The sequence below is a fragment of the Paenibacillus sp. JCM 10914 genome, assembly GCF_001315105.1.
Classification (GTDB): domain Bacteria; phylum Bacillota; class Bacilli; order Paenibacillales; family Paenibacillaceae; genus Paenibacillus_AQ.
Genome location: NZ_BAZR01000013.1, coordinates 36,198 through 61,137, shown reverse-complemented (window position 1 = coordinate 61,137; position 24,940 = coordinate 36,198). Strand labels below are relative to the sequence as shown.

Here is a 24,940-nt window from a genome sequence, read left to right as displayed (position 1 = left end):
CCCCAAATAATTTTCGAATCTGCTCAATTCAGCATCAATTTACATTGGAATATCGTTCATACTGCGCACGCTTGATATCCAGGTACGTCTGCGCACGCATCTTATCCAGCGTCTTCACGTAAGTATCCCAGTCATTATCCAGCTTGCTTTGCCTGTAACAAATTTCACCCGCATCTCCTCGATATATTTATTAATATCCGTAAGAATCGCGCTTGTCGTCTTGGCTTCGTCGTCCGTTGGCACAAAATCAGGCCACAGCTCATTCGGAGCGAGTTCATCCAACTCAGCCGGGTCTGCCTTAATCTCATCAGCGACGGTCGTACCTCTTGCCGCCATTCGCAATTCGTCGTCCGGTTCTACATACGGATAATAAGCCCCGTATACGTTATCGACATATTGGAATGCACCCAACTGTACGCCGCCTTTGTAATTCAGAATGTCTTCTTTATACTTTGGTTTACCATCAACCAAATCGTAAGTCTCGCCCTCCAGACCGAAGGTACCGAAGTTAATGCCTTCTTCACCGTAGAAGTAGTCTATCCATTTGATCGTTTCAACGGGATGCTGGTTTTTGTTCGTGATGATAAAGCCGAAGATTCCCTTGGCTGGCGGCCCCAGCACGCCAGCCAGCTTGTCCCCGCTCGGACCTTCCAGCGCGTTGATTCCGACATAATTCTCTGCGGCTTCTTTACCTATATAACCTGGCCCCTCCCATACAAACGAACCAATCATGTTGTTGGAGCCATCCGTTGACCATTTGGCATAATCATAGCCTGTCGTGAAGTTCTGCTGTGCGAGAGATCCGTCATTATACAGATCATTCATATAACGCAGAAGCTCCCTGTATTTCGGATCATTGAACGTCGTTTTTACTTGACCGTCCTCATCTTTGTACAAATATTGCCCCCAAGCCTTGGCTCCTCCTTCGCCCATGCCAAAACTACCGGCCAAGAAACTCTCCAGGAACGTCCAATATTGCGTCTCCAGCACCCATCCCAGACGAGAACTGTCCTTCTCCCGCACCTTGATCAGTGCCTGACGGAATTCCTCGGTTGACTGGGGTACATCGAGTCCCGCTTCATCTAGCCAGCCCTTGTTGATATATAGTCGAACCGAGTTGAACGCCTTGGAGAAGTCGACATAAGGGAGTGCATAAATATGCCCGTCAGACATCGTAATGGCCCCTTTAATATCCGGATTGTCGCTGAGCAGCTTGTTCAAATTAGGCGCATGTTCCTTGATTAACTCTTCTAACGGCAAGAACAAACCCTGTTGGCCATACTTCATCAGCTCGTCCGTCCCGAAAGCGATCCGGTAGAATGCGTCAGGCAGATCGTTCGATCCAAGCATCACATTCTTTCTCTCCGTTACGGCGGCACCCGCTAACTCCTCGAAGTCAACGTGAATACCTGAGATCTCCTCATACTTCTGCCACATCCACAATTGGTCGGCTGGCGGATGCACATCCGTATACCCGCGCTTTACAATCTTGAGCGAGATCTTGCCTTCCTCTCCGTCCGTTCCGCTTGGTTCGGGCGTCGCTCCTCCTCCCGATCCGCTGCAAGCGGTCAATAGAAGCGCAAACGACATCATGGCGGTAAGCATTAGCTGTAGTCCTTTTCTCATATCTACGATCCCTCTTTCCATAATTAAGAGTTGTCTTAACCTTTGATAGCTCCCACCATGATGCCTTTCTCAAAGAAGCGCGATAACAACGGATACAGTAACAACAGCGGTAATGCAGACAGCACGACAATTGCATATTTCAAGCCTTCTTTGACCATCATCTGATCAGCATATTCGGCACCGACCGATATCCCGGCCATCTCCTTGAAGTCGTTCTGGACCAGAATTTCCCTTAATATGAGTTGCAGCGGGAATTTATCTCGATCCGTCAAATAGATCATGGCGTCGAAATACGAATTCCAATGGCCGACCCCGTAGAATAGGATCATCACCGCGATGATAGGCATCGATAATGGTAGAACGATTTTGTAGAGCATATGAAAATCATTACAACCGTCAACATAAGCACTTTCCTCTAGTTCTACAGGAATCCTGGTCTGAAAATAAGTTCGCATGATAATCATGTTGTACGCGCTAATTGCACCAGGAAGCACTAAAGCCCACATCGAGTTTAGCAAGCCAAGCTCTTTGTTCACGAGGTACAATGGAATGAGCCCGCCCCCGAAGAACATCGTAAACGCAAATATCATCGTGAATAAGCCTTTGCCATAAAAGCGCTTTCTAGATAGTGGATACGCACCCAGCACCGTCATCATAATATTGATTGCCGTGCCCACGAATGCATAGAGAATGGTGTTACCATACCCTCTCCATATCTCCTTGTTCTCGAACACTTTCGCATAGCTGTCCAGGTTAAAGCCTGTCGGATACAGCAGCAGCGGTTTCTCCCATATTTGACGAGGATCCGAGAAGGAAGCAAATAATACAAATAGCAGTGGATACAAGATGACAATCGTCACGAGGATGGAAAGTATAAGAATAATGATGTCGGCCAGCTTCTCCCCGGGTGTTCGTTTGATATTGAGCAACAAGGTTTGTTCCCCTCCTGATCTCCTACTTTAACCGCCCCTACCACAAGCTCGTCTCTCCTGCCTTCTTGGCAACGGAATTAACGATAATCAGTATGATAAAGTTAATCACGTTGTTAAACAGTCCGACGGCTGCGGAAAAACTATATTGGGTGTTAAGCAGTCCGCTTTTGTACATATAAGTAGAGATAACTTCCGAAGTTTCCAAATTCATCGCGTTCTGCATTAACAGGATCTTCTCGAAGCCGACACTCATAATACTACCTGCACTCAGAATGGACAGTATCATAATGGTGGGCACAATACCTGGAATCGTGATATGCCAGATTCTCCGAAATTTGCTGGCGCCGTCCATATAGCTGCTTCATATAAATCCGGTGAAATCCCGGATATGGCTGCGCTATATATGAGTGATGACCAGCCGACTCCTTGCCATACACCCGACCATACATACAGATGCCAGAAATTCGAAGGCTCGGCCAGAAAGTCGAGCGGTTCCCTCCCGAAAGAGACCAAGATCGAATTGATCACACCGTTCGTTGGTGAGATGAAGAAGAACAGAATGCCGACGGCGACGACCACCGAAATAAAATGTGGTGCATAGGATATGGTCTGGGCGAAAGAGCGAAATTTCCGGACTCTGATTTCATTGAACAATAACGCAAGCAGAATTGGCGCTGGAATGCCTACCAATAAACCATACAAGCTGATGCCAATGGTATTCTTTAGAATCGTCCAGAAATAATAAGCGTCAAATAGTCGTTCGAAGTGTTCAAAACCGACCCAAGGGCTATCCCATACTCCGAGACCGGGCATAAAATCCTTAAATGCGATCTGCACGCCATACATCGGCCAATAATGCCAGATCAAAAAGTAAAGCACCGCCGGTGAAATAATGATATACAGCCCAATGTTACGTTTAAGCTGTCGCTTGACATGTTTCCATCTGCTAGGCTTGGACACAGGCTGCGGCGATGACGAGGTTAACCGGGCATCCATACGTTGTCATGACCTCCTTCTTTATAACAAATCAGGTATTAGGAGATTGGCAGTTATTAACAACTCATTCAATAGACTTGGATTCCTGTTGACTATCACCTCTCCCTACATTTTGTTGTACTGACACTTCTTATGTAATTCATTATTTGTTATAACACATTCTAGTGATGATTCGATATTTCGTCAATAACTGCGTGGAAAATTGTGACTTTAGTTATATAAAGTTGATATTTGTTATGACAACTCGTGTAAGTTTGGGTCAGAAATATAAAAAGTCTTTCATTTCAACCATCTGAAGATGATCGAAATGAAAGACTTAATGTACAGTTCGTTATTTCAAAGACGATTTCTTACGATTTGTTTTGTTTGACATAGAACTTAAGTTGATCGACCATCATCCATTCTCCGGAGCGTTTAACGCCCTTTATCGTGTGCGTGCCATTTTTAAGCCCGGTCAAACGATAGACGCTCTGTACGGTCTGTCGGCTGTCATGGTGTGCATTTATCGTTTTCTTAAACTTGCCGTCCACGTAAATATCGATTTTCCCTTGACTCGGTCCTTTTGGTGTCAACAGCTCAACAGCCGTTCCTTGGAATGTATACTCGAAGTAATCGTCGTTCTGGTCCGTAGCGTGCACATCGTTCAAGTAATCGCCGCGGAACCGGAACTCGAACACATTCGTTCCCGCCGGCGCTTTCATGAAGTAGGATTTCTTAAGCTTTACCTTATCGTTGGATATGCTATAATCTTTGCCTTTCTTCAACACGGTTGAGCCATGCCGGATCTCTAGCAGATTGGTGTCGTCGATGCGAAGGCTGACCTCAATATCCTTTTGTTTATTGCCACTCTTGTTAAAGCTCGCCGTATCTGGCTCGATTAAGTCGGCAACCTGATATTTTAAGCGGTCAAGCAGCATGTAATAGCCTGATTTTTTCACGACCTTCACCGTATGCTCTTCATCGGGCAGTCCTGCAATGTGGTATACACTCTGCTGAACCTGCTTCTCTGGAGCATAGGTGCTTATCGTCTGTTGGAATTCGCCGTCAACATAAATATCCATATCGCCTTGTGCATTATCTTTCTCGGTGATAATCTCGATACCGGTTCCCTTAAACGTGAATTCATAATAATCACCGTTCTTCTCGGTAAAATGCACATCATCCTTATAGTTACCCACACCACGATTTCTGTTGTGCTGCCATGCTCCGCTATACTTCACCCGAGGGTTATCATCGTTAATGCTTACATAACGTCCTCTGGAAGAGTCGATTACGACCACTGCCAGTTCCTGCGATTTGCCTGAGTCGAACTTAAATTCAAGCACCGCCGTACCAAGCGGCAATTGTGCAAGAAACGGTGTCAAGACCGTAACTTGATTGCCAGAGACGATATAATCCGTACCCTGTGCAAGATTTGAATTGCCGTAAGCAATATCAGTCAATTGATTTCCGTTTAGTTCCATCGTTGTTGTGATAACTTTCTGTGCTTCAGCGTTCTTATCGAAATTTGTCGCGCTCGGCTGAATGGTGCTGTACGGTGGTGTTGTATCCCGCACGTCAATGGCCAAGGTTTGCGGCGCGCCTGCACTAAACGTGAATGTCAGATTGGTGCGGCCTACCGGTAATTCCGCTAGATACGTTTTACTTAGCACGATTTGGTTGTCATTTACCGCATAGTCTGTATCTGAGTCCAGATCGTTGCCCCGATGGGAAATACCAGTCAGCGTGTTACCGTTCCAATCAACGCCCACCACTATGTCTTGCAACGCAGTCTCATTCTTATCAAACTCCTCTTCCGCTGAGTTCAACAGACTGTTTGGGGCAGCCGAATCCTCTACTGACAAGGCAAGCGATTGCGAAGCTTCTCCGCTGAAGGAGAATAGAAGATCCGCTATTCCAATCGGTTGCGCATCTAAATAAGTCTGCTTTAGAAGTACTTGTTGATTGGCTATGGAGTAATCCTCGTCCTTAACAAGTTCACTATCGCCGTTAGTGATACGACTCAACGTATGATTGTCATACGTGGCAAGTGTGACTGTAACGTCATGCTGAGCGTCATCCGCTTTATCGTATTTCACCTCGGACGGCGTGATCAGATCGGGCACCAGGATCCGGATTTGATCCAGCAGCATGAACGTGCCGGATTTTTTCACCGCTTTGACGGTATGCGTCCCGTTCTCAAGACCTGACATATGGAATACCGTCTGCTGGGCTAATCGTCCAGCATTCGATGTGTTAACCGTCTGAACAAAATCATCGTCTACATAGATATCGATCTCGCCTTGGGAAGGATCAAGCTCTGTAACAAGCTCAACACCCGTTCCTTGGAACGTATATTCGAAATACTCCCCATTCTTCTCCGCAAAATGAACATCGTCACGGTAATCTCCTAACCCGCGATTATAGCTGCGGTTCCAAGCTCCCGTATACTTAATGCCCGGATCGTCATCATTCAGCGAGATCATACCACCTGCAGAAGTATCTCGGACCACTACCGTCAACCGTTGTGCCTTACCATCGGAAAATGTGAACCCGAGTTCAGACATTCCCACTGGTAGCGTGGACAGAAATTCTTTCTTTAATAGCAGTTGATTACCTGAAACGGTATAATCCGCTCCCGCTTCGAGTGTTGTATTGCCATGTGTAATGTCACTCAGTCTATTCCCGTTCGATGCGATGGTAAGATTAGCGCCATGTTGATCCGAAGCTAACCGTTCATTACGATCAAAGCTAACGACGGGCGGATATACCTTGCTATCCTGCACCGTTGTATCCATGATGGTTAGAAGAAGCTGCTGCGGTGCCCCGGTGGGGAAGGTCAACGTCAAATTCGTCGCTCCATTCGGAAGCTTCGCCAAATAGGATTTATGAATACTGATCTGATTTCCACTCACTGTATAATCGGTCTGCGGAACCAAATCACGACCGCCACCTGTTATACGACGAATCTCAGTGTTGTCGTTCCATTCTACTGTTACCGTTACATCCTGCTGCTCCGCGGTATTCTTATCGAAGCTCGCGGCTGAGGGACTAATCGTGCTTCCGTTAACGCTCTCGTCAAGCACGTCGACCACGAGATTTTGCGTGTCCGCCGGAAGTTCCAAGCCGCCGTTGCGCACCCAATTTCCGATGTAGTTCATGGCGGTGTCATCATCGTTCACTGCCACCCAGCCTTCCTGTGCGGACACGCGGAACAGACGTGAACCGTGCGAAGGGAGTTCAGCACCATAACCATCCTTGAAGATGCCAAGTTCGGTGCGACTCCACAGGTCACGCACGGATGCCGCACCTTCTAAACCAATGGCCTTCCAGTCTACGGTAACCTCTGCGCTCTCTTCACCAAGGTTGAACAGCCCTACCGTATACGTGCCATCACCATTGTTCGCATACCATACCTGCTGCTCGGTATCCGTGGATATCGGACGCGCCGGACGACCCGCTTGATTGACTGCAATAACTTCTTCGTTCGTTAGCAGTTCAATGCCATAGTCGTCCAGTTGCGTCATGTCATCTCCAATGTAGAGCGGAGCAGAGGATATCGACCAAAAGGTCATCGCCGATTGACGCTCGTCTTTTGTCAATCCATCCATTTCACCGTTGCCCACATTCAAAGAGTCAAAATCGTTCCAGCCACCCGGACCGGCATGCCGCCACCATTGCTCTACCTCGGGAACAGGCGAGCGATACTGGACCAAGTCGTAAGCGCTTCCGAATCACAGTAGCATTCGATATCCCAATCGACACGCCAACCATCGGCATACTCTTTCCAGTAATCGATATAGTTGATATCCAGTGCCCAGGATAATTCGAGCCAAATATTATGACGCTTGAGTGCTTGCGACCAAGCCTTCACATCGTCACGGGCATCCATCGACAGATCGGATATACCAGAACCCGGTGTAACACTGTCGAATTTGATAAAGTTAACTCCCCATTCCCCCAATTGGTCTGCAATGGAATCCACATATTTTTGCGCACAAGGGTTGGAGAAATCAATCTTGTAACCGAGTCCCCAGTAATCCGCATCTTGCAGCGGTTGCGCGGCAATCTCTTGCATCCGGCAAGACGTGCCGTAGATCTGCAGATTGTCTTCATATGCCTGCGGGGATAATCCCGGGATCAGATACAGTCCAAACTTCTGGCCGTTGGCATGGACGTGATCGATCACGTCCTGAAGTCCGTCCGGATATAGCGTCGTACTTGGAACGGGCCTGCCGTACTCATCCATGCTTCCATTCCATCCCGCGTCTACATTAATATAATCATATCCATAGGGCTGCAGTTTCTCATGCATCGCATCGGATTGCGCTTTAATATGATCCGCCGTAATCCAATCACCGGTATGGTACACTTGTAGACTGTAACTGCTCCACCCCATATAAGGCTTACTCGCTAGGTCATTCTCGGCCGCTTGGACGAGGGGCGTTTGGGGAGGGAACCCCAAGGTGGTCTGTGCTGTGACTAACAAGGCAGCCAGCATCACCCGAACCACGCGCTTCCATTTCTTCATCACATCTTCTCCTTTTCGCGGATAATAGGCTGTCGCTTACCGAATTCATTAGCAGCATCCTCAAGTCATTCGGATAAGTCTTCATGTTATATCTGTGCTTCTTCACCTCCCTATATCATGTCCGCCAATGAATGATAGCGCTTTCCCACTTCTGATCATAGAAGATCCATCGATTTCCAGATAGGTTCAATTCATGAAATACCGTCCCGATTTCCTCTAAATCGACGGTACATATTCCCTGTACACCATCCCTTTTCCCGAATTTTTATAAATCAAAACAAGCAAAAAGGGCCCTCGCAGCGTGCAGCGATGGCCCCTCTCACTCATCATCAACATCAAAGAATGTGAAAGCTAACGATCAAATTACACTTCTTGCGTGATTCTTCTTGATCGTTTATTGACTTGATCAAACAGTTCATCCTCATCCATTGTGAGAAGATGTCTATGTCTCATCAGAATTTTCCCATTAACAATCGTTGTATCTACGTCTCCTCCATTTGCGCTGTAGGCAAGGAGTGATTGAATACTGTGAATAGGCTGTAAGTGTGGCTTCCTGCAATCGATTAGAATGACATCTGCTTTTTTACCCACTTGAAGCGTACCTACGGTATCATGGATATTTAATAATTTGGCACTTTCACGGGTAGCCATAGACAGCGCTTGATTAGCAGGCATTCGCGTAGGATCGCCATACTCCAACTTCTGCAACCAGGCTGCCGCTTTAATCTCTTCAAACATATCAACCGTCGTAGCGCTCCCGGCACCATCGGTACCGATACCAACGTTGATTCCTTGTTGTATCAATTTTAATACGGGTGCAATCCCGCATCCCAACTTCAAATTACTGACCGGGTTATGAGATACGCCTCCGCGCATCCCCTTCAAGAGAGTGATATCCCTGTCATTCAAATGTACGCTATGGGCTAATACTGCGTGCGTTTTCTCAAATAAGCCAAGATCATAAAGAAATTCAGTGGGTGTCTGATTATACTTATCTTTGATTTTTACTACTTCCTCGATGGTCTCGGCCAAATGCGTGTGAATAGGGATATTCATGTTCTCCGCCAAATGAATCACATCCTTGAATGACTCAGTTGGACAGGTGTATGGGGAATGAGGCCCCAACATTGTCGTGATTCTTCCCTCCGCTTTTCCATGCCACCGATGGATCAGCTCTAAAGCTTCACTTATTCTCTTGCCGCCATCATCTTCCTGAAAAACCAATCCGCGCGTTAAAGAAGCTCGCATACCCACCTCTGCTGTAGCCATAGCTATTTCGTTCATATGAATGTACATGTCGGCAAAAGTTGTCGTACCGCTTCTAATCATCTCAGCCATCGACAGCTTGGCTCCCCAATAAATATCTTCCGGAGTCATTCTTGACTCTGCAGGAAGCATTTTCTTCTCCAACCAATCCATGAGCCGCAGGTCATCAGAGAATCCCCGCAACAGACTCATTGGGGTATGTTGATGCGCATTAATCAACCCCGGCATAGCTGCCATTCCTGTCGCTTCTATAACTTCCTTGGCTTCAGCATCGTCAATGCTCTCCCGAATCTCCACAATGTCCTCACCTTCGATTCGTATATCTCCTGTGAAAGGAGCATCGTCGTTCATCGTTAGGATCGTTGCGTTTTTTATCAATATGCTCATACAAGCCTCCTATGCTTCTCTGTGATATCATTAGCATAAATGTTCACGTTAGGAGAAGGTCAAGGGGCAGGTTTTCCCTTGGTCAGATGAACTTCACTTCATGCGGAGGGTGTAAGTACATCCATTTCTATAGCTGAAAGGTTTACGTTAGGATAATCTTTTCCGCATGATAAAAGTCAAATCTAGAATCTGATGTCTAACTAGACGACGGCTATCTAACAGGAAAGTGGTGGTCAAATGAGAATTAAAGAGGTAGCAGAGAAGCTCGGCATCTCCACAAGGGCTATTCGATTCTACGAGCAGAAAGGTCTGGTTGTTCCCGAGAAGCAGGACATCAATCAATATCGAGAGTTTAAAGATCATGATATCTGGCGTCTGCAAACAATTGTCGCTTTAAGAGAAGCCGGTATGTCGGTTGCTGACATTAAGGTGGCCCTTGAGAAAATCGATAGCAAAGACAAAAAAGAAATTCAATATTATTTGGAATTACAGCGTTCCGTCATGTTCTCTAAATGGCTTGAAATCAAACAAATGATAGAAACTACGGATAATATGATTCAAAGCTTGAAAGAAGAGCATGTATTGCCGCTTGATGATATTTACCAATTGGCCAAGGGATCCAAGAGACTACGTGAGCATCGAAATAGCTGGAAGGATCTCTGGGCGTTCGACGAAGTCGCTACGGTTCATGACGAACGAGTGACTAATGGGGATTTATCTAAGTACAAAGACTATGATAAAGCACTGCAACTCACGGTGGATTGTCTGTCCCCCCGAACGGGAGAAAAAGGTTTGGATATTGGAACAGGAACAGGTAATCTAGCAGGAAGACTTATGGAGAAAGGGGTGGATATGACAGGGGTGGATCAATCTAAGGAAATGCTGCGACACTGCGCTGAGAAGTTTCCGGAAATGGAAACGAAGCTGGGTAATTTCCTAGCCCTCCCCTATCTGGAAAGCAAGTTTGATTTTGTGGTGTCCAGCTTTGCATTCCATCATTTAACCGATGATCAGAAAGTGTTGGCTATTCATGAAATGCGTCGAGTCTTAAAACCACACGGCCGCATTTGCATTACGGATTTAATGTTAACTGCTAACCATCCGTCAGCGCCAAACGACGAAGAAGGTCTGTACTGCGCCTCACTCTCAACCGTGTTGGCATTGTTTGAAGATCTTGATTATGTAACCAAACATCAGCAAATCAATGAGCAGCTACACATCGTATATGCCGTTCCGATAAGATGAAGGACATCTCAACTCTTCTTGAACTAATGATTGTTGGGCCATCATCGAATCTAAATCTAGCATCCAGCATTGCCATTTTATTTTGTTTATCGGATTAATGATTAATGCGATGAAATAATATATTCGTACCTTAAATTCCACTCGGAATACAAAAAAAGCATTTGATCAGAGATCAAACACTTTCTTAATCATTAAGAACTACTTACCAAGAAGCATTAGGGTGTCTGCGTATGGATTCGATCATATGTATTTCTATGGATATCCCTAAACTCTGAAGTGCCTTTAACACGGCACCGGATACGGCCGATAACTCTGGGGTTGTGTAATCATATTGTTTATTATTGCCCGATTGCAAACGGTCGGCGAACTTTGATCTCATATAGGAACAGTTCATGACACTCCCGATTCCTGTAACCGACACTTGAGCCGATTGGAAGTATGAACCTAGAATTTCGACACCTACCATGATCTCCCCTATGGCTCTATCACATACGATCTGGGCCATGTAACTTCCAGCTTCGGCAGCATCTGTGATCATTGGGGCCATTTCGCCGAATTTCTTGTTTCGCTCCATTCGATTTTCTACAAAACCTTGAGCCGCCAAGAATCGAAGCTGTTCTAGGTTGTTAACGCCCCAATAGGATTGAATATCACGAATCAATGTTTCATCCGATCCGTGCGTATTCCCAGCCAATGCCTGATACACAGCATCATAAGCGAGAAACCTTGCGGCACTGGCTGCATAATGATGAAAGTCTATATTCTTGATAGCCATCTTTTGTTCGGTTATAGCCAGAATCATCGATCCCGTCCCTGACACGACAACGATACCCGGCTGTCCGATAAATGCTCCTGCATGCGCAACAAGCGAATCGTTTACATACCATTTCGGGCAGTCTAGGCCTTCTACATCGGTTAATTGGGTAACCCACTCCAAGTCTTGATCGGATTCGTAACCCGCTATTCCCGCGTACAGCCCCTTCACTTGATCCACGCTGCAACCCGCCATGGCAAGCGACGATTGGATGGTTCTCTGAACATTTACGTGTGCATTGCTGTCTTTATGAATCGAGGATGCCCCACCAACGGCATAGGACAGTATATTTCCAGTCAAATCACTGACCATGACGCGCGTTTGTGATCCACCACCATCCACTCCAATGACTACATCATGAACCATACTGCAGATCCTCCTAAATCCAATTGCTTACGGTCTATAAAGCCGGGGCTGAACCGCCATCGATATTAATGGAAGTTCCGGTTACATAAGAGGCGGCATCTGAGGCTAAAAAGACGATGACCTTGGCCGCTTCTTCCGTATTCCCTATGCGTCCTAGCGGAATCTTATGGCGTGGTTCCCGGGCAAACTCTTCCCATGTTAATCCTGGTTCCTCGCGCTTCCACCGTTCCTCCAGCTGTGCACTGCGGATCATTCCGACACAAACGGTGTTTACTCTGATGCGATCGGGTGCCAGATCGTGACTCATTGCCTTAGTCATGGCCTGCCCTGCTGCTCTGCTGACACTGCTCGGCATGGATGAAGCCGGCGGCGTCTTCGCCCAGGAAGTCGTGACATTAATGATCGCCCCACCCCCATTCTCACGAATATGAGGAACCGCTGCACGCGAAAATCGAATAGCGCCAAATAGTTTGAGATCCAGATCCGATGCCCATTGCTCGTCTTCGATCAACTCGAATGGCTTCGCAGCAGCGGTCCCCGCATTATTCACCAAAATATCGAGTCGACCGTAGTGCTGGACGGTATCGGATACAGCTTGTATGCACTCCTCGGGTTTCGTCACGTCCGCTGCAATGGCAAGCACCTCAGATGCCGTTGCATGCCTGATATGATCAGCCGCTGCAGCTAATTGCTCTTCGTCCCTTGCACAAATAGCCACCTTGGCTCCTTCCAAAGCAAACGTCACTGCGGTCTCAAGACCAATTCCCCTACTCCCGCCGGTAATCAGCACCACTTTTTCTTTGAGTCCTAAGTCCATGCCTTATCAGCTCCCTCACCTTGATTTCTCAGATCGTTGTCCCTAAATAGCTTCAACATAGGGTGTGGATATCCTTCTTTACATTGAAAAGCCGCGAATGAATCGCGGCTAAATTTCTTTGAAATTTTCTAGTTCGAGGTCTGAGTTTGTCTGAGCTGCAGCTGCGAGTCAAATATATACTCGGAACCAGACCCAGCCTCGAAGGATATCTGATTGCCGCCCCAGCGGACAGTCTTCGGCCCGGGTGAGAACGTGCGGATGCGTGCAGAGGTAAGCTTGCCATGAGCCCAGGCTAGATCTACAACCACATTGCCTTTCGCTCGCAACCCATTCACTTTGCCCGTCGGCCAAGCAGCAGGCAATGCTGGCAACAGGGTGATTTCTCCTCCATGACTTTGCAGCAGCATCTCCGCTATGGCAGCAGTACCTCCCATGTTGCCATCAATCACGAAAATATTGCTCTCTGCCCCCGCAATACCCGCTCTGGAGAAAGTAAAGAGATTATCGAAGCACAATTCACTAATCAGATGGCGGACATGCCCTAAGGCGCTATCTCCGTCATGCAGCCGTGCATAATACAATGCGAATAACGCTGCCGTAAACTCAATATCTTCGAGTTCATCCTGAAGTTTGCGGTTCTCCAGCGTTACGGTTGCCGCCGCTGCCAGTTCCGGTGTTCCCTCCGGCGTAATCTGATTAGCAGGATACAATGCGAAAAGATGAGACATGTGACGATGTTCAGGCTGCGCCTCTTCATAATCCTCCAGCCACTCCTGCACTTGCCCTTTACTGCCGATGAGCAGCGGTGGTAATTGCTTAATCGCTTGTTCCAAACGCGGTCTTAGATCTTCATCCTTTCCGATGAGCTGCCCGGCCTCCAAGCAGAATTCAAACAGCTCACGCACCAGCACCTGATCAATCGTCGAGCCCATGGAGAGCTGCCAGGCTCCATCCCCCCGTTCTCCAGAATAGAAGTGGTTCTCTGGCGAGTTGGACGGACCCGTGACCAACCAGTCCTTCACCGGATGAACTGTCATGTAATCGAGAAAGAATAACGATGCTTCACGGAGCACCGGATATGCCTGCTTCTCCAAAAATTCGCGATCGTCGCTAAATCGATAATGCTCGATCATATGAACCGCGAGCCACAACCCACCTGTAACATTTAGTCCCCATGAAGTGTCCCAACCCGGGTCTGTGAACCCCCATACGTTTGAGAAGACATGGGCTACCCACCCTGGCGAATCATAATACTGACGGGCGGTCGTGCGCCCGGCCTCTGCCAAATCCTCAAGATAACGCATCAATGGCAAGTGACTCTCGCAAGATGGATTACCTCTGTCGGGTAATAATTCATCTGGGTATTGATATCAAGATGATAATCGCAGCTCCAGCCCATACGGCAGGCTTCACCGTCGTTCCAGATGCCCTGGAGATGCATAGGCAGTTGGGAATCCTCCCGTGAACCCGCAAGCGTCAAATAACGTCCATATTGAAAGAAGAGTGCGAATAGCTGCGGATCATGCTTGCCCTGCGCTAGCCTGGAAATTCGCTGATCCGTTGGCAGATGGCTTGGATCCGTCGCGGAAGTTGGCGTTGTCCCTAGTTCTATGAAGACCCGATCATACAAGGACCATAATCGCTCAAATGGTCGGCTTTTAAACCCTCGTAGCCTTTTGCCAATGCTAGCTCTACTTGATCTCGAGCGGTCTTGGCCTCCGCTACAACATTCTGTCGATAATCCGTGCGTACATCCAGATAGATCAAAGCCTCATCAGCGTCCTCAACCATAATCTGCTGACCATCCGTACGGACTGAACCGCCTCTGGTCTCGATGTGTATCCATCCTAGGCAAGATACCCCGCAATTACCGTCACTGTGGACATTTTCCGTTGCCATGCCTTGAAATTCCAGTGCAGCCGAACCAAAAGAGCGAGACATAAAATTGTCTGTTTGCCCTTCTAAGCTGAACGTAAACGAAACATTCCCTGATCCTTCCGCCCATATTCGCGCAACGAGAAGATCATCGGCATGGGAAGTGAACATCTCACGATGCAGGGCCTCCCTAGTTCCATCCGAACCGCTGGTTGTATAATGTAGCGCTGTTGTTAGATCCAGCTCGCGCCTGAACTCGGCCAATTCTTCCTGAGGTGAAGACACAAATTCAATCACAGCGTTACACATGCCAAGATGTGTACCAAAGTTTTGCTTTAATGGCTGAAAGTGCATTTTAGCTAGTCGATCTGCTCCTGCATAATCTCCGGCGAATAACAGCTTTCTCACTGCTTCGAGCGCTGGTTTCCCTCCGCCCTCTCCGGGAGTCTCTTCCGCTCGACCCGACCAATAACTGGATTCGGTTAAACTCCACACCTCACGCTGTGGAGAGGACATGACTACTGCGCCGATTCTTCCATTACCAAGCGGCAGACCTTCGGACCAGCGATGAGCTGGTTTTGTATACCATAATTTTGACGAATCTGCATAACTGCTCATGTCCGTTCCTCCTTAACCGGCATATGGTTGCTTAACCAGCCGATACGTTGTTCCCGTATCTGTTGAGAATGATATTGTACCGTCATCTGCGCGTTGAATCGGAACCTCGATATCTCCATGATAAACCGTTAGCTTCGCTTCACTTCCTGCACTTACGCTGCACCTATGTCCGGAACAGGAGGTGATCTCCGCCTCTTCTAAACTTCCGTTCTCCCAGCGAATACTCACTTCAAAACCTCCGCGTGCGCGTAGGCCTCGAACCTCACCTGCTTGCCAAGCATCCGGCAATGCGGGAAGCAGCATCAGCGTGGAACGATGGGATTGCAACAGCATTTCCGCGATACCGGCTGTGGCAGCAAAATTTCCGTCGATTTGAAACGGTGGGTGCGCCCCTAACAAACTCGCATACACGCCTCCTTGTTCGTAACGCTCCGTCTCACCGTCTTTCACAAGTCTCAGCATGTTGGACAGAAGCTCCAACGCACGATCCCCTTCGCCGAATCGGCTCCATAGCGCAACTCTCCACCCTAAACTCCAGCCTGTGCTTTCGTCACCCCGCCGCTCCAGAGATGTTCTCGCGGCTGCAAATAGCTCCGGCGTGTCTCTCTCCGACAGCTGCCGCCCGGGATGCACGCCGATTAGATGCGAAGTGTGGCGATGAAATACATCTTCATCTTCAAAGTCCTTGGACCACTCTTGCAACTGACCATATCGCCCGATCTGAAGAGGCAGCAATCGGTCCCGCTTCTGGATTAATTCCTCACGGAACTCCGAGTCCACACCAAGGATGTGAGCAGCTTCTATGCTATTCGTGAACAGTTCCCAGATGAGCGAGATATCCATGGTTGCCCCTTCACTGATCGCGGCGGTTCCTTCAGGCGTACGAAATTTATGCTCAGGTGAGGTTGACGGAGAGGTCACAAGGTACCCGGAGCTGTCCTCTATCAACCAGTCCAATGCAAAGAAAGCGGCTTCCTTCAAAATGGGATAAGCAAAATCACGCAAATAAGCTTCATCGCCGCTAAAGGCATAATGCTCCCATAAATGCTGCGTCAGCCAGATCCCTCCCATCTGCCAAAGAGCCCAGGCCGGATCCCCTTCTCCGTAATTGCCAACGGGTGCGGTATGAGCCCAGATGTCCGTGTTATGGTGTACCGTCCACCCTCTTGTCCCATAATGAACTGCCGCCGTTTCGGCTCCATTCTCCGACAGATTCTTGATCATCTCCAGCAGAGGTTGGTGGCATTCCGCTAAGTTGCACACTTCTGCCGGCCAATAGTTCATTTCCGCATTAATGTTAAGGGTCCAGTTACTGCTCCATGGCGGACGGTCGATGCATTCCAAATGCCCTGCAGATTGGCGGCTTGGGTGCCCGGCCTAGAGCTGGAGATTAACAGATATCGGCCATAGTGAAACAGCAACTCAACCAAACCTGGATCTTTGGCACCAAATTGTTCAATCCGCCGCTCGGTATCCATGTCCTTACTCTCGCTTACCGATGATCCGCCTATGCGCAGACTTACACGTTCATATAAGCTGCGATAATCGTTAACATGCCGCTCGCGCACCTCAGTCCAGCACTTAGCCTGTGCTCCTGACAAGTAAGCGGCTGCAGAGGTAGCCGCAACGACTGCCGGATTATCTCCGTCCACCTTGTTTCCTGGTATCTGATCAAAGCCGTTGAAACTTGTCGCAGCGCTAAAATATAAAACAGCTTCGGTAGCATTCAGAACATGAATGCCGCCTGCGTCCAAGCTGACACGGCCATCCGTTTCGGCGACAATCAGTTGACCTTCAAAGGCCATCGCGCTTGTAAGCTCAGGTTCGCCGTAACGAATGGGCTCAGATGAAGATACATAATTCGGCTCCACGCGTTCAGGTGCGAATCCCCGCAGCACGAAGACCTCTCCTTCGATGTTCGCAGTATGTCGCAGCGGGCTATCCAGACGTGCATGGAAATTAAGTGCGCCAGGAACGCTGGAAGTGAGCCGAAGCGTAATAATCTGATCTGGACTAGAGGCAAACATTTCCCGCGTAAAGAACACGTCACCGATTCCATATTCCGTCCGCTGAACGGCATTAGCTAAATCCAGCGATCTTCGGTACGAATGATATACGGCCCCGTGATCAAAGCTCAAACGTAAATCGCCAAACGGCAAATAGGATTCCGTATAGGGTCCCATCATTTTTCGTCCTAGCTGGTCGGCTTCCGTGTAATGCCCTTGTTGTACCCGCTTTCGAATATCAGGCAAGACTTCCCGCGCCGACGGGTTATTCCAGTCACGCGGATAACCTGACCACAGCGTATCCTCATTTAAGCTGATCGTTTCCCGTTCTACACCGCCGTATATCATGGCGCCAAGTCGTCCATTGCCGATCGGGAGTGCCTCGGTCCAGACCGAAGCCGGCTTATCGTACTGCAGCTGCATGTTCTCTCCCATTTACTTCGCCTCCTTAAGTCGTTTCGCTTACGTTCAACGTATTCGAGTTTATATCCACTTCTGTGCAACCTTCGAGCTTAACGAATTCTTCAAGCAGCGGCTGCCCGTATGACGAACCCCTATGTTCCAGCAGGATCTCATTATGCTTAAACCAAAGCCCTTTCGTACTTCTCGCCGACAGTACCGCACCACGGATCTTTACAAATTGATTGCCTACGATTCGAATGTTACGGTGTACGGGGGTCTGGACATTCGAATGGCTGTTCTCAGGTGCAATCTGGATCACCGGATGTTCGCCGCCGCCGCATTGGATAAATCGATTATCCAATACACTCAGGTCCGCCACCGCACCCGATTCGTACCAAGAATTGGCGTCGGCTGCAACCAGTACCGCACTCATATGCATGTTCGTAAACGTATTGTCGCGGATCACGACGCGCCTTGGGGTGGTAGCCAATATGCCGCGCGTAGGAATTCTGGCAAAATCATTGCCGATGATCTCAACCTCCGGCGTCCATGTTAAATTTTCCAGCACATCCCGCTCCCCTATCTCTTCAGGCAGCGGTCCCTCCAGCGTAATCATCAGTTCGCGTGCTGATCGCATCTCCACTGCGGCGATCCGATCCGAAGCATACGCGGTTAGCGAGTCTGCACCCACGAATGCGACTTCGTCTCCCGGAACAAAGGCGGGAAATCCATAGGTTTGAGGATGCATGAATCTAACAAGCAGTTGATGGGGCTCCGTTCTCCCCACGATTCGCAGATACGTGCCGTGGACATTGATCGCATCGTCGTGTGCTCCTGCAAAACGACTATCCCGAATCGTTAGCCGACCCTTGCAGCCGGACAGATGAATGAAATCGGCGAAGCCCGTCACGGTTCGCCCCGTCTCTGGGCGCGGTCGAATGTCCATCCGCTCAAAGGTCAAATCCTCACTGAACTGTCCAACTACACCTAGGCCGTGCATGAAATGGATCCCAACATCCCTCATCGTCACCCTTGAGCTTCCTACGATTAGCATACCGACTTGATCTCGAATGCCATCACGCATTTGCACGATTGTGCCTGGAATGATATCCGGCGACGCATTGTTTTCGAAATGAAGGCGAAGCTATTGCGAGCCAGTTCCTCGGTATGTAATACCCGCTCCAGCCAATTATCAACGCGCCAGGTAGCACTTAGTCCTGAGTCGCACAGCTGCATCGGGCCTTCCCCGAAACGCCAGCCTTCTCCAATCCATTCGAGTTTTCCGTTTACTAACTCATAGTGAGAGTCCAAGTGAACGGTTGCCTCCAAGTAAGCGTCCTCACGCACATTCACCGTCATTTCCGTCACGGTAGGCGCGGCGTAATCCCAGTGCAGATTTCGGATTTCTATATCCGTGCAGCCATCAACCACAAGCATCGTTTGCTTGCCGTGAAACAGGAACAGCGAGTCGTTTCCTTCCAACGTTACATGATGAAGCTGCTTTAGCAGCAAGCCGATCGTCTTCGTCACATCCCGCTGTTCTTCCTCGCTGGCGGTGTTGGTCACATGATAAGATGCCCGAACCGCATGATGTGGGTAAAAATGATAACACCCCCGCGGAATGTCCACAATGACCGGACCCTTGATGCTCCAGCCGCCTCGAGTGCGAGTCTCATCGCCATCTGAGTATCGGCCTCCGGGTCGGTCGTGTCACCGAACTCTCGCAGAGAGATGACAGTTGGAGCGGCTTCGCGCTCATGATCAGGACTATGCATAATTTACACCACCTCTTTTCAAAATTTATATGATACTACAATATCACACGCCGACGCCTGGACTACAGACCCTGATGTTCTTGGCTAACTCATGAGCAGCTTCAGCACGCGCAGTTCCATCCCACGGCTCCGATGATCCTTATACGCTGTATTTCGAACCGTTATAAAGATTGGACCTCGCTTATTCTGAATCGGAAAGATCACGGGAACCGGCCGATAAGCATGCAGGCACCATTCGTCAAAAGGATTAACTTGAACGAAGGGTTCACCGTTGACCGAATATTCAAATATCCCCGTGTCAGGACCGCAAAGCAGAAGCAGACCGGCGCATTGACCTTCCGCCGCGAAATCAAGAGCAGCTTGCGGATGATCGGAATACCGATGCTCCGTTGAATACCGCCAATTCATCAAGGCCTTCTCCGGTTGCAGTTCCTGGATGCAGAAATCTTCAGAATAGCAAGCAGTTTCATGATGGAGCATCGCACCATGTTCATAGTTCCCCTTAATTAAGGGTTCGACAGGCAAGCTGTCGTGATCATCAAGCCTCGCATGTTCCTTCAGCAGCATCTCGTCCAGGAACTTCCGTAAAAAGCCCGCATAAATAGCATGACCACGATCATTGGGATGGTATCCATCAGGAGCAAGCGATGCCCATTCCACTTCGCCGATATGAAGCATGTTATAGATACCGGCTGCAAAGTCAATAGAGGGAATGCCATACAATTCGGCCACCTCTTCATGAACCGCAATGTTAAATGGCCGGATTCGCGACAGGTTCTTTATCGCTCCTGCATATACAAAACAAATATCGGTATCGGGCGTTCGACGCCGACATTGGCGGACAATGCCTTCCATGCCCCTCAGCGATTCTTCACGATTGTCACCATCATTGACGCTAAATTCTACGAATAGCAAATCAAGCACGCCTGCTTGCAGCACATGTTCGTCTAAGCGATGAGCCCCCAGGTAGAGTCGGTTCCGCCCACGCCTGCGTTAATGCAGCGTATCCGCGAACTGCCGAATCGTTCACTTAAATACCTCTCGGTTAATGCACGCCAACTGGTCTCATCCGGGTCAGAAGCACCAGCTCCCTCCGTGATGGATCCACCAAGAAAGACAACCGTAACCGGCCCCGACCCACCATGCTTGGCTTGGAGCGCAGGTAGTCCCCGGCGCGGAATCGTAAGCGCAGTAGAATGACTTTCGTTATCTTCATTAGTCACAACATACATATCCAATCCTCCTTATGAAGCCTTCTTCCTCGTATACGCCACCGCCACCTTCCATATTGGCAAAATGCAGAGATGCCGATCTGTTTAAAGACCGGCATCCGCCTACGTATGTTGTGCCTGCTTCAAGCGGCCTACACAACAGCATATATTGGTTAGCTCGTCGCAGAGTTATCATAAGCTGTCTGCAGAATTTCCAGATAGCGATCCAGTTTCAGGTCTTTCAATCCTTTTACATAGGCATCCCAATCCTTGTCAAGGTTCTTATTACCTGTGATGAACTGCAACTGGTTCTGTTCAATGTAGTTCTTGAGGTTGGTTTGAAGCATGCTCGCTTCATCGATCACGCTTGGTTCGATCCAGATCGACCAGATCGGGAAGATTTCTTCAGGTTCATGGCCTTCATACAACAGTGAAGCGTTATACAACCTGCGTTCGTATCCGTCCGAAGCATAGATATCGGTACCCTGTACCCAGGTATCGCGATACTCTTTTGGCATATAGAAATGTCCCATCCCGCTCCATCCCGCATTGTGCGGTGCTTCGCCTTCCTTCGCAGGAATCGTTTTAACCATCGGTGTCACGCCTTCTCCAAGCGCTTCATCGCCAGGTTCCGGATCGGTCCAATCAATCCCTTTCATGCCGTTGGCCGCATTCGTTTGACCTTCCGGCGTGAACATGTAATCCACCATCTTGATCAAAGCGATACGAGCTTCTTCACTGGCTTTATTGGTAATGACAAATTTCGCGCCAGGGGATACCCCGCCCGCATCATGCGTAGCGTAGGATACTCCATTCGGTCCGCTAAGCGGGGGCAATGGATTGTAATGCGCTGAACGGGTGTTACCAGGATCGATGTTTACGAAGATAGCTGGGTGCATGCCCGCTCCTGCACCGAGAATTTCTGCTTCCGCATTCTCACCAATCTTCTTGAACGCTTCCGCATTTTGCGTAAAGGCACCCGGATCGATCAAACCCTCGTCATACAATGACTTAATATAGGTCAGGCCTTCCTTCCATTCAGGTGTAATGGCTGCCGATTCGACCTTGCCATCTTTCATCATCAAGTAGTTTCGATCGTCATCATACACAAAACTGTTCATTAGAAACGGGATGATCCGTACACCGAAGTCCTCGGTAGAACCGCTGAGAGGTACTTCATCTGCTTTACCGTTACCGTTCGGGTCCTGGGTTTTGAATGCCCGCAGCACATCTCTGAATTCTTCCGTGGTTTGGGGTTCTTCCAGATTCAATTTCTCCAGCCAGTCCGTATTAATCCACATCTTATTAGGGTAGGAACAGTGGAAACATTCCGTATAAGCACCCAGTCCGTAGATATTTCCATCCGGAGCAGTTACAAGCGCTTTCATTGCAGGAGTTTCTTCCATGGCCGCTTTAATGTTGGGTCCGTGCTGATCAATCAGATCATTCAGTGGTACTAATACACCCTGTTGTCCATATTTGAGTACGTCTGCTTGGGAGAACTCGTCAATGTAATGGGTCAACAGATACGCATCAGGATAATCGCCACTTGCTAAAGAGATCTGACGTTTCTCCTTTGCACCATCCGATGGATTGATCTGCCATTTAAATTTAATATCGAATTGTTCCTCGACATGTTTGGTGAACTTATTAGTCGGTATGTCAATGTTGGATTCTTGTACGGCAAATACACTGATTTCCACCGGTTTCGAACTGTCCGAGTTGCCGGATGGGCTGCCACCTTGGGTACTGTTCGGACTATCTGTGTTTTTGCCCGAGCAGCCTGCTATCACGATCGTACATGCCAATAGCAGCATGAACATGCTTAAGAGATTCTTATTCAAATCTGATCGCTCCCTTTTCGATTATGGTATAAGCTGTATACATTGCCGTGAACTTAAGAGAGCATCACCTCCTTCTATAATGAAGCCAGAGACTGCTTACAGCAAGTTCGATTTTTTGAATTCGATCATCCTTTTACCGAACCCACGAGCATGCCCTGTACAAAATATCGTTGGACAAATGGATAAATCACGAGTACCGGCAAAGTAGCGACAACAATGAGTGCATACTTCAACAGCTCGGCCAGCTGTTGTCGCTCGACCATTGCTAAGGCATCCATCGACCCTGAGCTGTTATTCTGAATGATGATGCTGCGCAGTATCAACTGAAGTGGAAACAGGTCTGCGCTCTTCAAGTAAATCAAGGCATCAAAGTATGCATTCCATTGGCCAACCGCATACATGAGAACAAGCACTGCTATGATAGGCTTTGATAGCGGCAGGACAATGCTCCTGATAAATCTCATATCACTACAGCCATCCATTTCGCTGGCTTCCTGCAATTCTTCTGGAATAGAAGATTGGAAGAAGGATCTGGCGATAATCACCTGCCACACCCAGATCGCATTAGGAATGAGCAACGCCCAGCGGGTATCGATCAAATTAAGCTCTCTCACCACCATATAGGTCGGAATGAGTCCGCCGCTGAATATCATCGTAAATGTAATGATCATCATCAACACGTTGCGGCCAAAAAACGACTTTCTAGACAGCGGATAAGCGACCATGATGGTTAGCACGACACTGATTGTCGTACCGACCGTCGTGTAGAAAATGGAATTGGCGTACCCCGTAATAATCTCCGGTGTATTCAACAACACCCGAAAGCCCTCAAACGAGATATCGACGGGCCACAGCCACACCCGGCCTGAAGTGACGGCTGCCGGACTGCTGATGGAACTGCTGATGATATAAATGAGCGGATACAGGACCGCAATGATAACCAAAGTCAGGACAGTATATACCGTGCCTAGAAAAATACGGTCGCCTGCGGACTCTTTGATCTTTTTCGTTGTTAATTGATTCACTGCCATACGATAACTCCTTTCTTACCAGATGCTGTTATTGGTAATTCGTTTAGCCAATCCGTTTACAGTAAGCAGAAGAATGAGGTTAATGACCGAATTGAATAATCCGACTGCGGTCGCAAAGCTGTAGTTCGCATTCAGCAGACCGATTCGATAGACATAGGTGGCAATAATTTCGGAATTCACCTGATTCAGCGGATTTTGCAGCAGGTATACCTTCTCGAATCCGAGGGCCATTACATTGCTACATTCAGAATGAGGATGATGACGATCGTGGGCACAATGCCGGGCAAATCCACATGACGTATTTTTTGAAATCTGGAAGCCCCATCGACCTTGGCTGCTTCATACAGGGTCGGGTCAATGCCGGCCAAGGCTGCCAAATAGATGACCGCGCTGTAGCCTGCCGTCTGCCAAATATCCGACCAGACATAGATCGAGCGGAACATATCAGGGTCCCCAAGAAAGTTCACGGACTGAAATCCAAAGAAATTCAAGGCAATATTGGCAAAGCCGAGCCGCGGAGCGAGAAATAACATAATCATCGAAACCATGACCACTGTGGAAATAAAATAAGGCGCAAATGATACGAGTTGGACAAACTTCTTGAATCGCCCTCCCCGGATCTCGTTAATCATGAGCGCAAGTATGATGGGAATCGGAAAACCTGCCAGTATCAGATATCCGCTAAGAATGATGGTGTTCTTAACGAGCGTCCAGAATAACGGATTTTCGAAAAACAGCTCAAAGTGCTTAAAGCCCACCCAGGGACTGCCCCAGATTCCTTTGATCACGTTATAATCCTTGAAAGCGAGAACCGCGTTGAGCATAGGGTAGTATTTAAAAATAAGAAAGAACAACAGCGGAGGAATCACGAGCAGATACAGCTGCCAGTGCTTCATCATACTTTTGCGTGCAACATGCCAATAACTCGCACGAGTGTTGGTATGGCTTTTCAATTCGGATTGGACTGCCAATTGCTTATCCAGAATAATCCCCCCTAGTGTAATCACAGATGATGTGATGTAATGATAGCGTTTTCTTTATGTGTCGATCATAGGGGAACACGCCGGTTCTTGAACAGGTACACTTCCGTCATTTTGCGTACAAATATCCGCTTTCAAGGGGGCCATCCTTCGCTTAAGGGGCCAAATCCGGCGGTTTCTTGCGTGATCTCCAGCGCAAATAACCGCACCGTCCAATGGGAGACGATGCGGCTTATGTT

At 48.4% G+C, this 24,940-nt stretch carries 18 protein-coding genes and 3 pseudogenes; 1 reads left to right on the top strand and 20 read right to left on the bottom strand.

Annotated features, from left to right (window positions below; translation table 11 throughout):
* Window positions 1-114: 114 nt before the first annotated feature.
* The 6 genes and pseudogenes from JCM10914_RS15635 to JCM10914_RS15610 form a co-directional block, all read right to left on the bottom strand.
* Complete coding sequence (locus tag JCM10914_RS15635; RefSeq protein WP_023962648.1) at window positions 115-1,626, bottom strand: extracellular solute-binding protein; 1,512 nt, start codon at window positions 1,624-1,626, stop codon at window positions 115-117.
* Between the two features lie 35 nt (window positions 1,627-1,661).
* The gene (locus tag JCM10914_RS15630; RefSeq protein WP_023962646.1) at window positions 1,662-2,558 is read right to left on the bottom strand and encodes a carbohydrate ABC transporter permease; all 897 of its coding nucleotides are present in this window, start codon (window positions 2,556-2,558) and stop codon (window positions 1,662-1,664) included.
* 37 nt (window positions 2,559-2,595) lie between these two features.
* A pseudogene (locus JCM10914_RS15625) lies at window positions 2,596-3,554 on the bottom strand (ABC transporter permease).
* A 350-nt stretch (window positions 3,555-3,904) separates the two neighbouring features.
* A complete protein-coding gene (locus JCM10914_RS15620; protein ID WP_023962640.1) occupies window positions 3,905-7,249 on the bottom strand; it encodes a X2-like carbohydrate binding domain-containing protein in 3,345 nt (1,114 codons plus the stop codon).
* Window positions 7,216-8,064 carry a glycoside hydrolase family 27 protein gene (locus tag JCM10914_RS29285; protein WP_023962638.1) on the bottom strand — a complete coding sequence of 283 codons (849 nt, stop codon included), beginning with the start codon at window positions 8,062-8,064 and terminating at the stop codon, window positions 7,216-7,218. Before JCM10914_RS29285 ends, JCM10914_RS15620 begins: the two co-directional genes overlap by 34 nt.
* 363 nt (window positions 8,065-8,427) lie before the next feature.
* The gene (locus JCM10914_RS15610) at window positions 8,428-9,717 is read right to left on the bottom strand and encodes an amidohydrolase (protein ID WP_023962636.1); all 1,290 of its coding nucleotides are present in this window, start codon (window positions 9,715-9,717) and stop codon (window positions 8,428-8,430) included.
* A 237-nt stretch (window positions 9,718-9,954) separates the two neighbouring features.
* Between JCM10914_RS15610 and JCM10914_RS15605 the strand changes: the two genes are divergently transcribed.
* On the top strand, window positions 9,955-10,962 hold the full coding sequence (locus tag JCM10914_RS15605) for a MerR family transcriptional regulator (protein ID WP_023962633.1): 1,008 nt from the start codon (window positions 9,955-9,957) through the stop codon (window positions 10,960-10,962).
* A 202-nt stretch (window positions 10,963-11,164) separates the two neighbouring features.
* Here the strand turns inward: JCM10914_RS15605 and JCM10914_RS15600 are convergent, their stop codons facing one another.
* From JCM10914_RS15600 to JCM10914_RS15545, 14 genes and pseudogenes are all read right to left on the bottom strand, one after another.
* On the bottom strand, window positions 11,165-12,142 hold the full coding sequence (locus JCM10914_RS15600) for an N-acetylglucosamine kinase (RefSeq protein WP_023962631.1): 978 nt from the start codon (window positions 12,140-12,142) through the stop codon (window positions 11,165-11,167).
* Between the two features lie 34 nt (window positions 12,143-12,176).
* The gene (locus JCM10914_RS15595; RefSeq protein ID WP_023962630.1) at window positions 12,177-12,959 is read right to left on the bottom strand and encodes an SDR family NAD(P)-dependent oxidoreductase; all 783 of its coding nucleotides are present in this window, start codon (window positions 12,957-12,959) and stop codon (window positions 12,177-12,179) included.
* 128 nt (window positions 12,960-13,087) lie between these two features.
* The gene (locus tag JCM10914_RS30500; protein ID WP_023962628.1) at window positions 13,088-14,263 is read right to left on the bottom strand and encodes a glycoside hydrolase family 95-like protein; all 1,176 of its coding nucleotides are present in this window, start codon (window positions 14,261-14,263) and stop codon (window positions 13,088-13,090) included.
* Window positions 14,263-14,589, bottom strand: coding sequence for a hypothetical protein (locus JCM10914_RS30495; protein WP_023962626.1), 327 nt, complete (start codon window positions 14,587-14,589; stop codon window positions 14,263-14,265). The genes JCM10914_RS30500 and JCM10914_RS30495 overlap by 1 nt, the downstream gene beginning before the upstream one ends.
* Complete coding sequence (locus JCM10914_RS30490) at window positions 14,568-15,452, bottom strand: glycoside hydrolase N-terminal domain-containing protein (protein ID WP_023962623.1); 885 nt, start codon at window positions 15,450-15,452, stop codon at window positions 14,568-14,570. Before JCM10914_RS30490 ends, JCM10914_RS30495 begins: the two co-directional genes overlap by 22 nt.
* Window positions 15,453-15,464: 12 nt before the next feature.
* Window positions 15,465-17,881 (bottom strand): annotated as a pseudogene (locus JCM10914_RS15585) (glycoside hydrolase N-terminal domain-containing protein).
* Window positions 17,882-17,906: 25 nt separating this feature from the next.
* Complete coding sequence (locus JCM10914_RS30485) at window positions 17,907-18,890, bottom strand: hypothetical protein (RefSeq protein WP_023962618.1); 984 nt, start codon at window positions 18,888-18,890, stop codon at window positions 17,907-17,909.
* Window positions 18,891-18,907: 17 nt separating this feature from the next.
* The gene (locus tag JCM10914_RS30480; protein WP_023962615.1) at window positions 18,908-19,426 is read right to left on the bottom strand and encodes a hypothetical protein; all 519 of its coding nucleotides are present in this window, start codon (window positions 19,424-19,426) and stop codon (window positions 18,908-18,910) included.
* The gene (locus tag JCM10914_RS30475) at window positions 19,423-19,635 is read right to left on the bottom strand and encodes a hypothetical protein (RefSeq protein ID WP_052019832.1); all 213 of its coding nucleotides are present in this window, start codon (window positions 19,633-19,635) and stop codon (window positions 19,423-19,425) included. Before JCM10914_RS30475 ends, JCM10914_RS30480 begins: the two co-directional genes overlap by 4 nt.
* A gap of 84 nt (window positions 19,636-19,719) precedes the next feature.
* Window positions 19,720-20,550 (bottom strand): SGNH/GDSL hydrolase family protein, encoded by an 831-nt coding sequence (locus JCM10914_RS15565; RefSeq protein WP_158442472.1) that lies wholly within the window; start codon window positions 20,548-20,550, stop codon window positions 19,720-19,722.
* Window positions 20,551-20,582: 32 nt separating this feature from the next.
* Window positions 20,583-20,867, bottom strand: a complete 285-nt coding sequence (locus JCM10914_RS15560) for an SGNH/GDSL hydrolase family protein (protein ID WP_023962609.1) — start codon at window positions 20,865-20,867, stop codon at window positions 20,583-20,585.
* 152 nt (window positions 20,868-21,019) lie between these two features.
* The gene (locus JCM10914_RS15555) at window positions 21,020-22,690 is read right to left on the bottom strand and encodes an ABC transporter substrate-binding protein (protein WP_023962607.1); all 1,671 of its coding nucleotides are present in this window, start codon (window positions 22,688-22,690) and stop codon (window positions 21,020-21,022) included.
* Window positions 22,691-22,815: 125 nt separating this feature from the next.
* The gene (locus JCM10914_RS15550) at window positions 22,816-23,721 is read right to left on the bottom strand and encodes a carbohydrate ABC transporter permease (protein WP_023962605.1); all 906 of its coding nucleotides are present in this window, start codon (window positions 23,719-23,721) and stop codon (window positions 22,816-22,818) included.
* A 15-nt stretch (window positions 23,722-23,736) separates the two neighbouring features.
* Window positions 23,737-24,620 (bottom strand): annotated as a pseudogene (locus JCM10914_RS15545) (ABC transporter permease).
* Window positions 24,621-24,940: the final 320 nt, after the last annotated feature.

Coding starts and splice junctions, on each gene's coding strand:
- JCM10914_RS15600 (WP_023962631.1), bottom strand. CDS start 12,142: ATGGTTCATGATGTAGTCATTGGAGTGGATGGTGGTGGATCACAAACG.
- JCM10914_RS15605 (WP_023962633.1), top strand. CDS start 9,955: ATGAGAATTAAAGAGGTAGCAGAGAAGCTCGGCATCTCCACAAGGGCT.
- JCM10914_RS30500 (WP_023962628.1), bottom strand. CDS start 14,263: ATGCGTTATCTTGAGGATTTGGCAGAGGCCGGGCGCACGACCGCCCGT.
- JCM10914_RS15560 (WP_023962609.1), bottom strand. CDS start 20,867: ATGTATGTTGTGACTAATGAAGATAACGAAAGTCATTCTACTGCGCTT.
- JCM10914_RS30490 (WP_023962623.1), bottom strand. CDS start 15,452: ATGAGCAGTTATGCAGATTCGTCAAAATTATGGTATACAAAACCAGCT.
- JCM10914_RS15550 (WP_023962605.1), bottom strand. CDS start 23,721: ATGGCAGTGAATCAATTAACAACGAAAAAGATCAAAGAGTCCGCAGGC.
- JCM10914_RS30475 (WP_052019832.1), bottom strand. CDS start 19,635: ATGCATAGTCCTGATCATGAGCGCGAAGCCGCTCCAACTGTCATCTCT.
- JCM10914_RS15610 (WP_023962636.1), bottom strand. CDS start 9,717: ATGAGCATATTGATAAAAAACGCAACGATCCTAACGATGAACGACGAT.
- JCM10914_RS15595 (WP_023962630.1), bottom strand. CDS start 12,959: ATGGACTTAGGACTCAAAGAAAAAGTGGTGCTGATTACCGGCGGGAGT.
- JCM10914_RS29285 (WP_023962638.1), bottom strand. CDS start 8,064: ATGAAGAAATGGAAGCGCGTGGTTCGGGTGATGCTGGCTGCCTTGTTA.
- JCM10914_RS15635 (WP_023962648.1), bottom strand. CDS start 1,626: ATGAGAAAAGGACTACAGCTAATGCTTACCGCCATGATGTCGTTTGCG.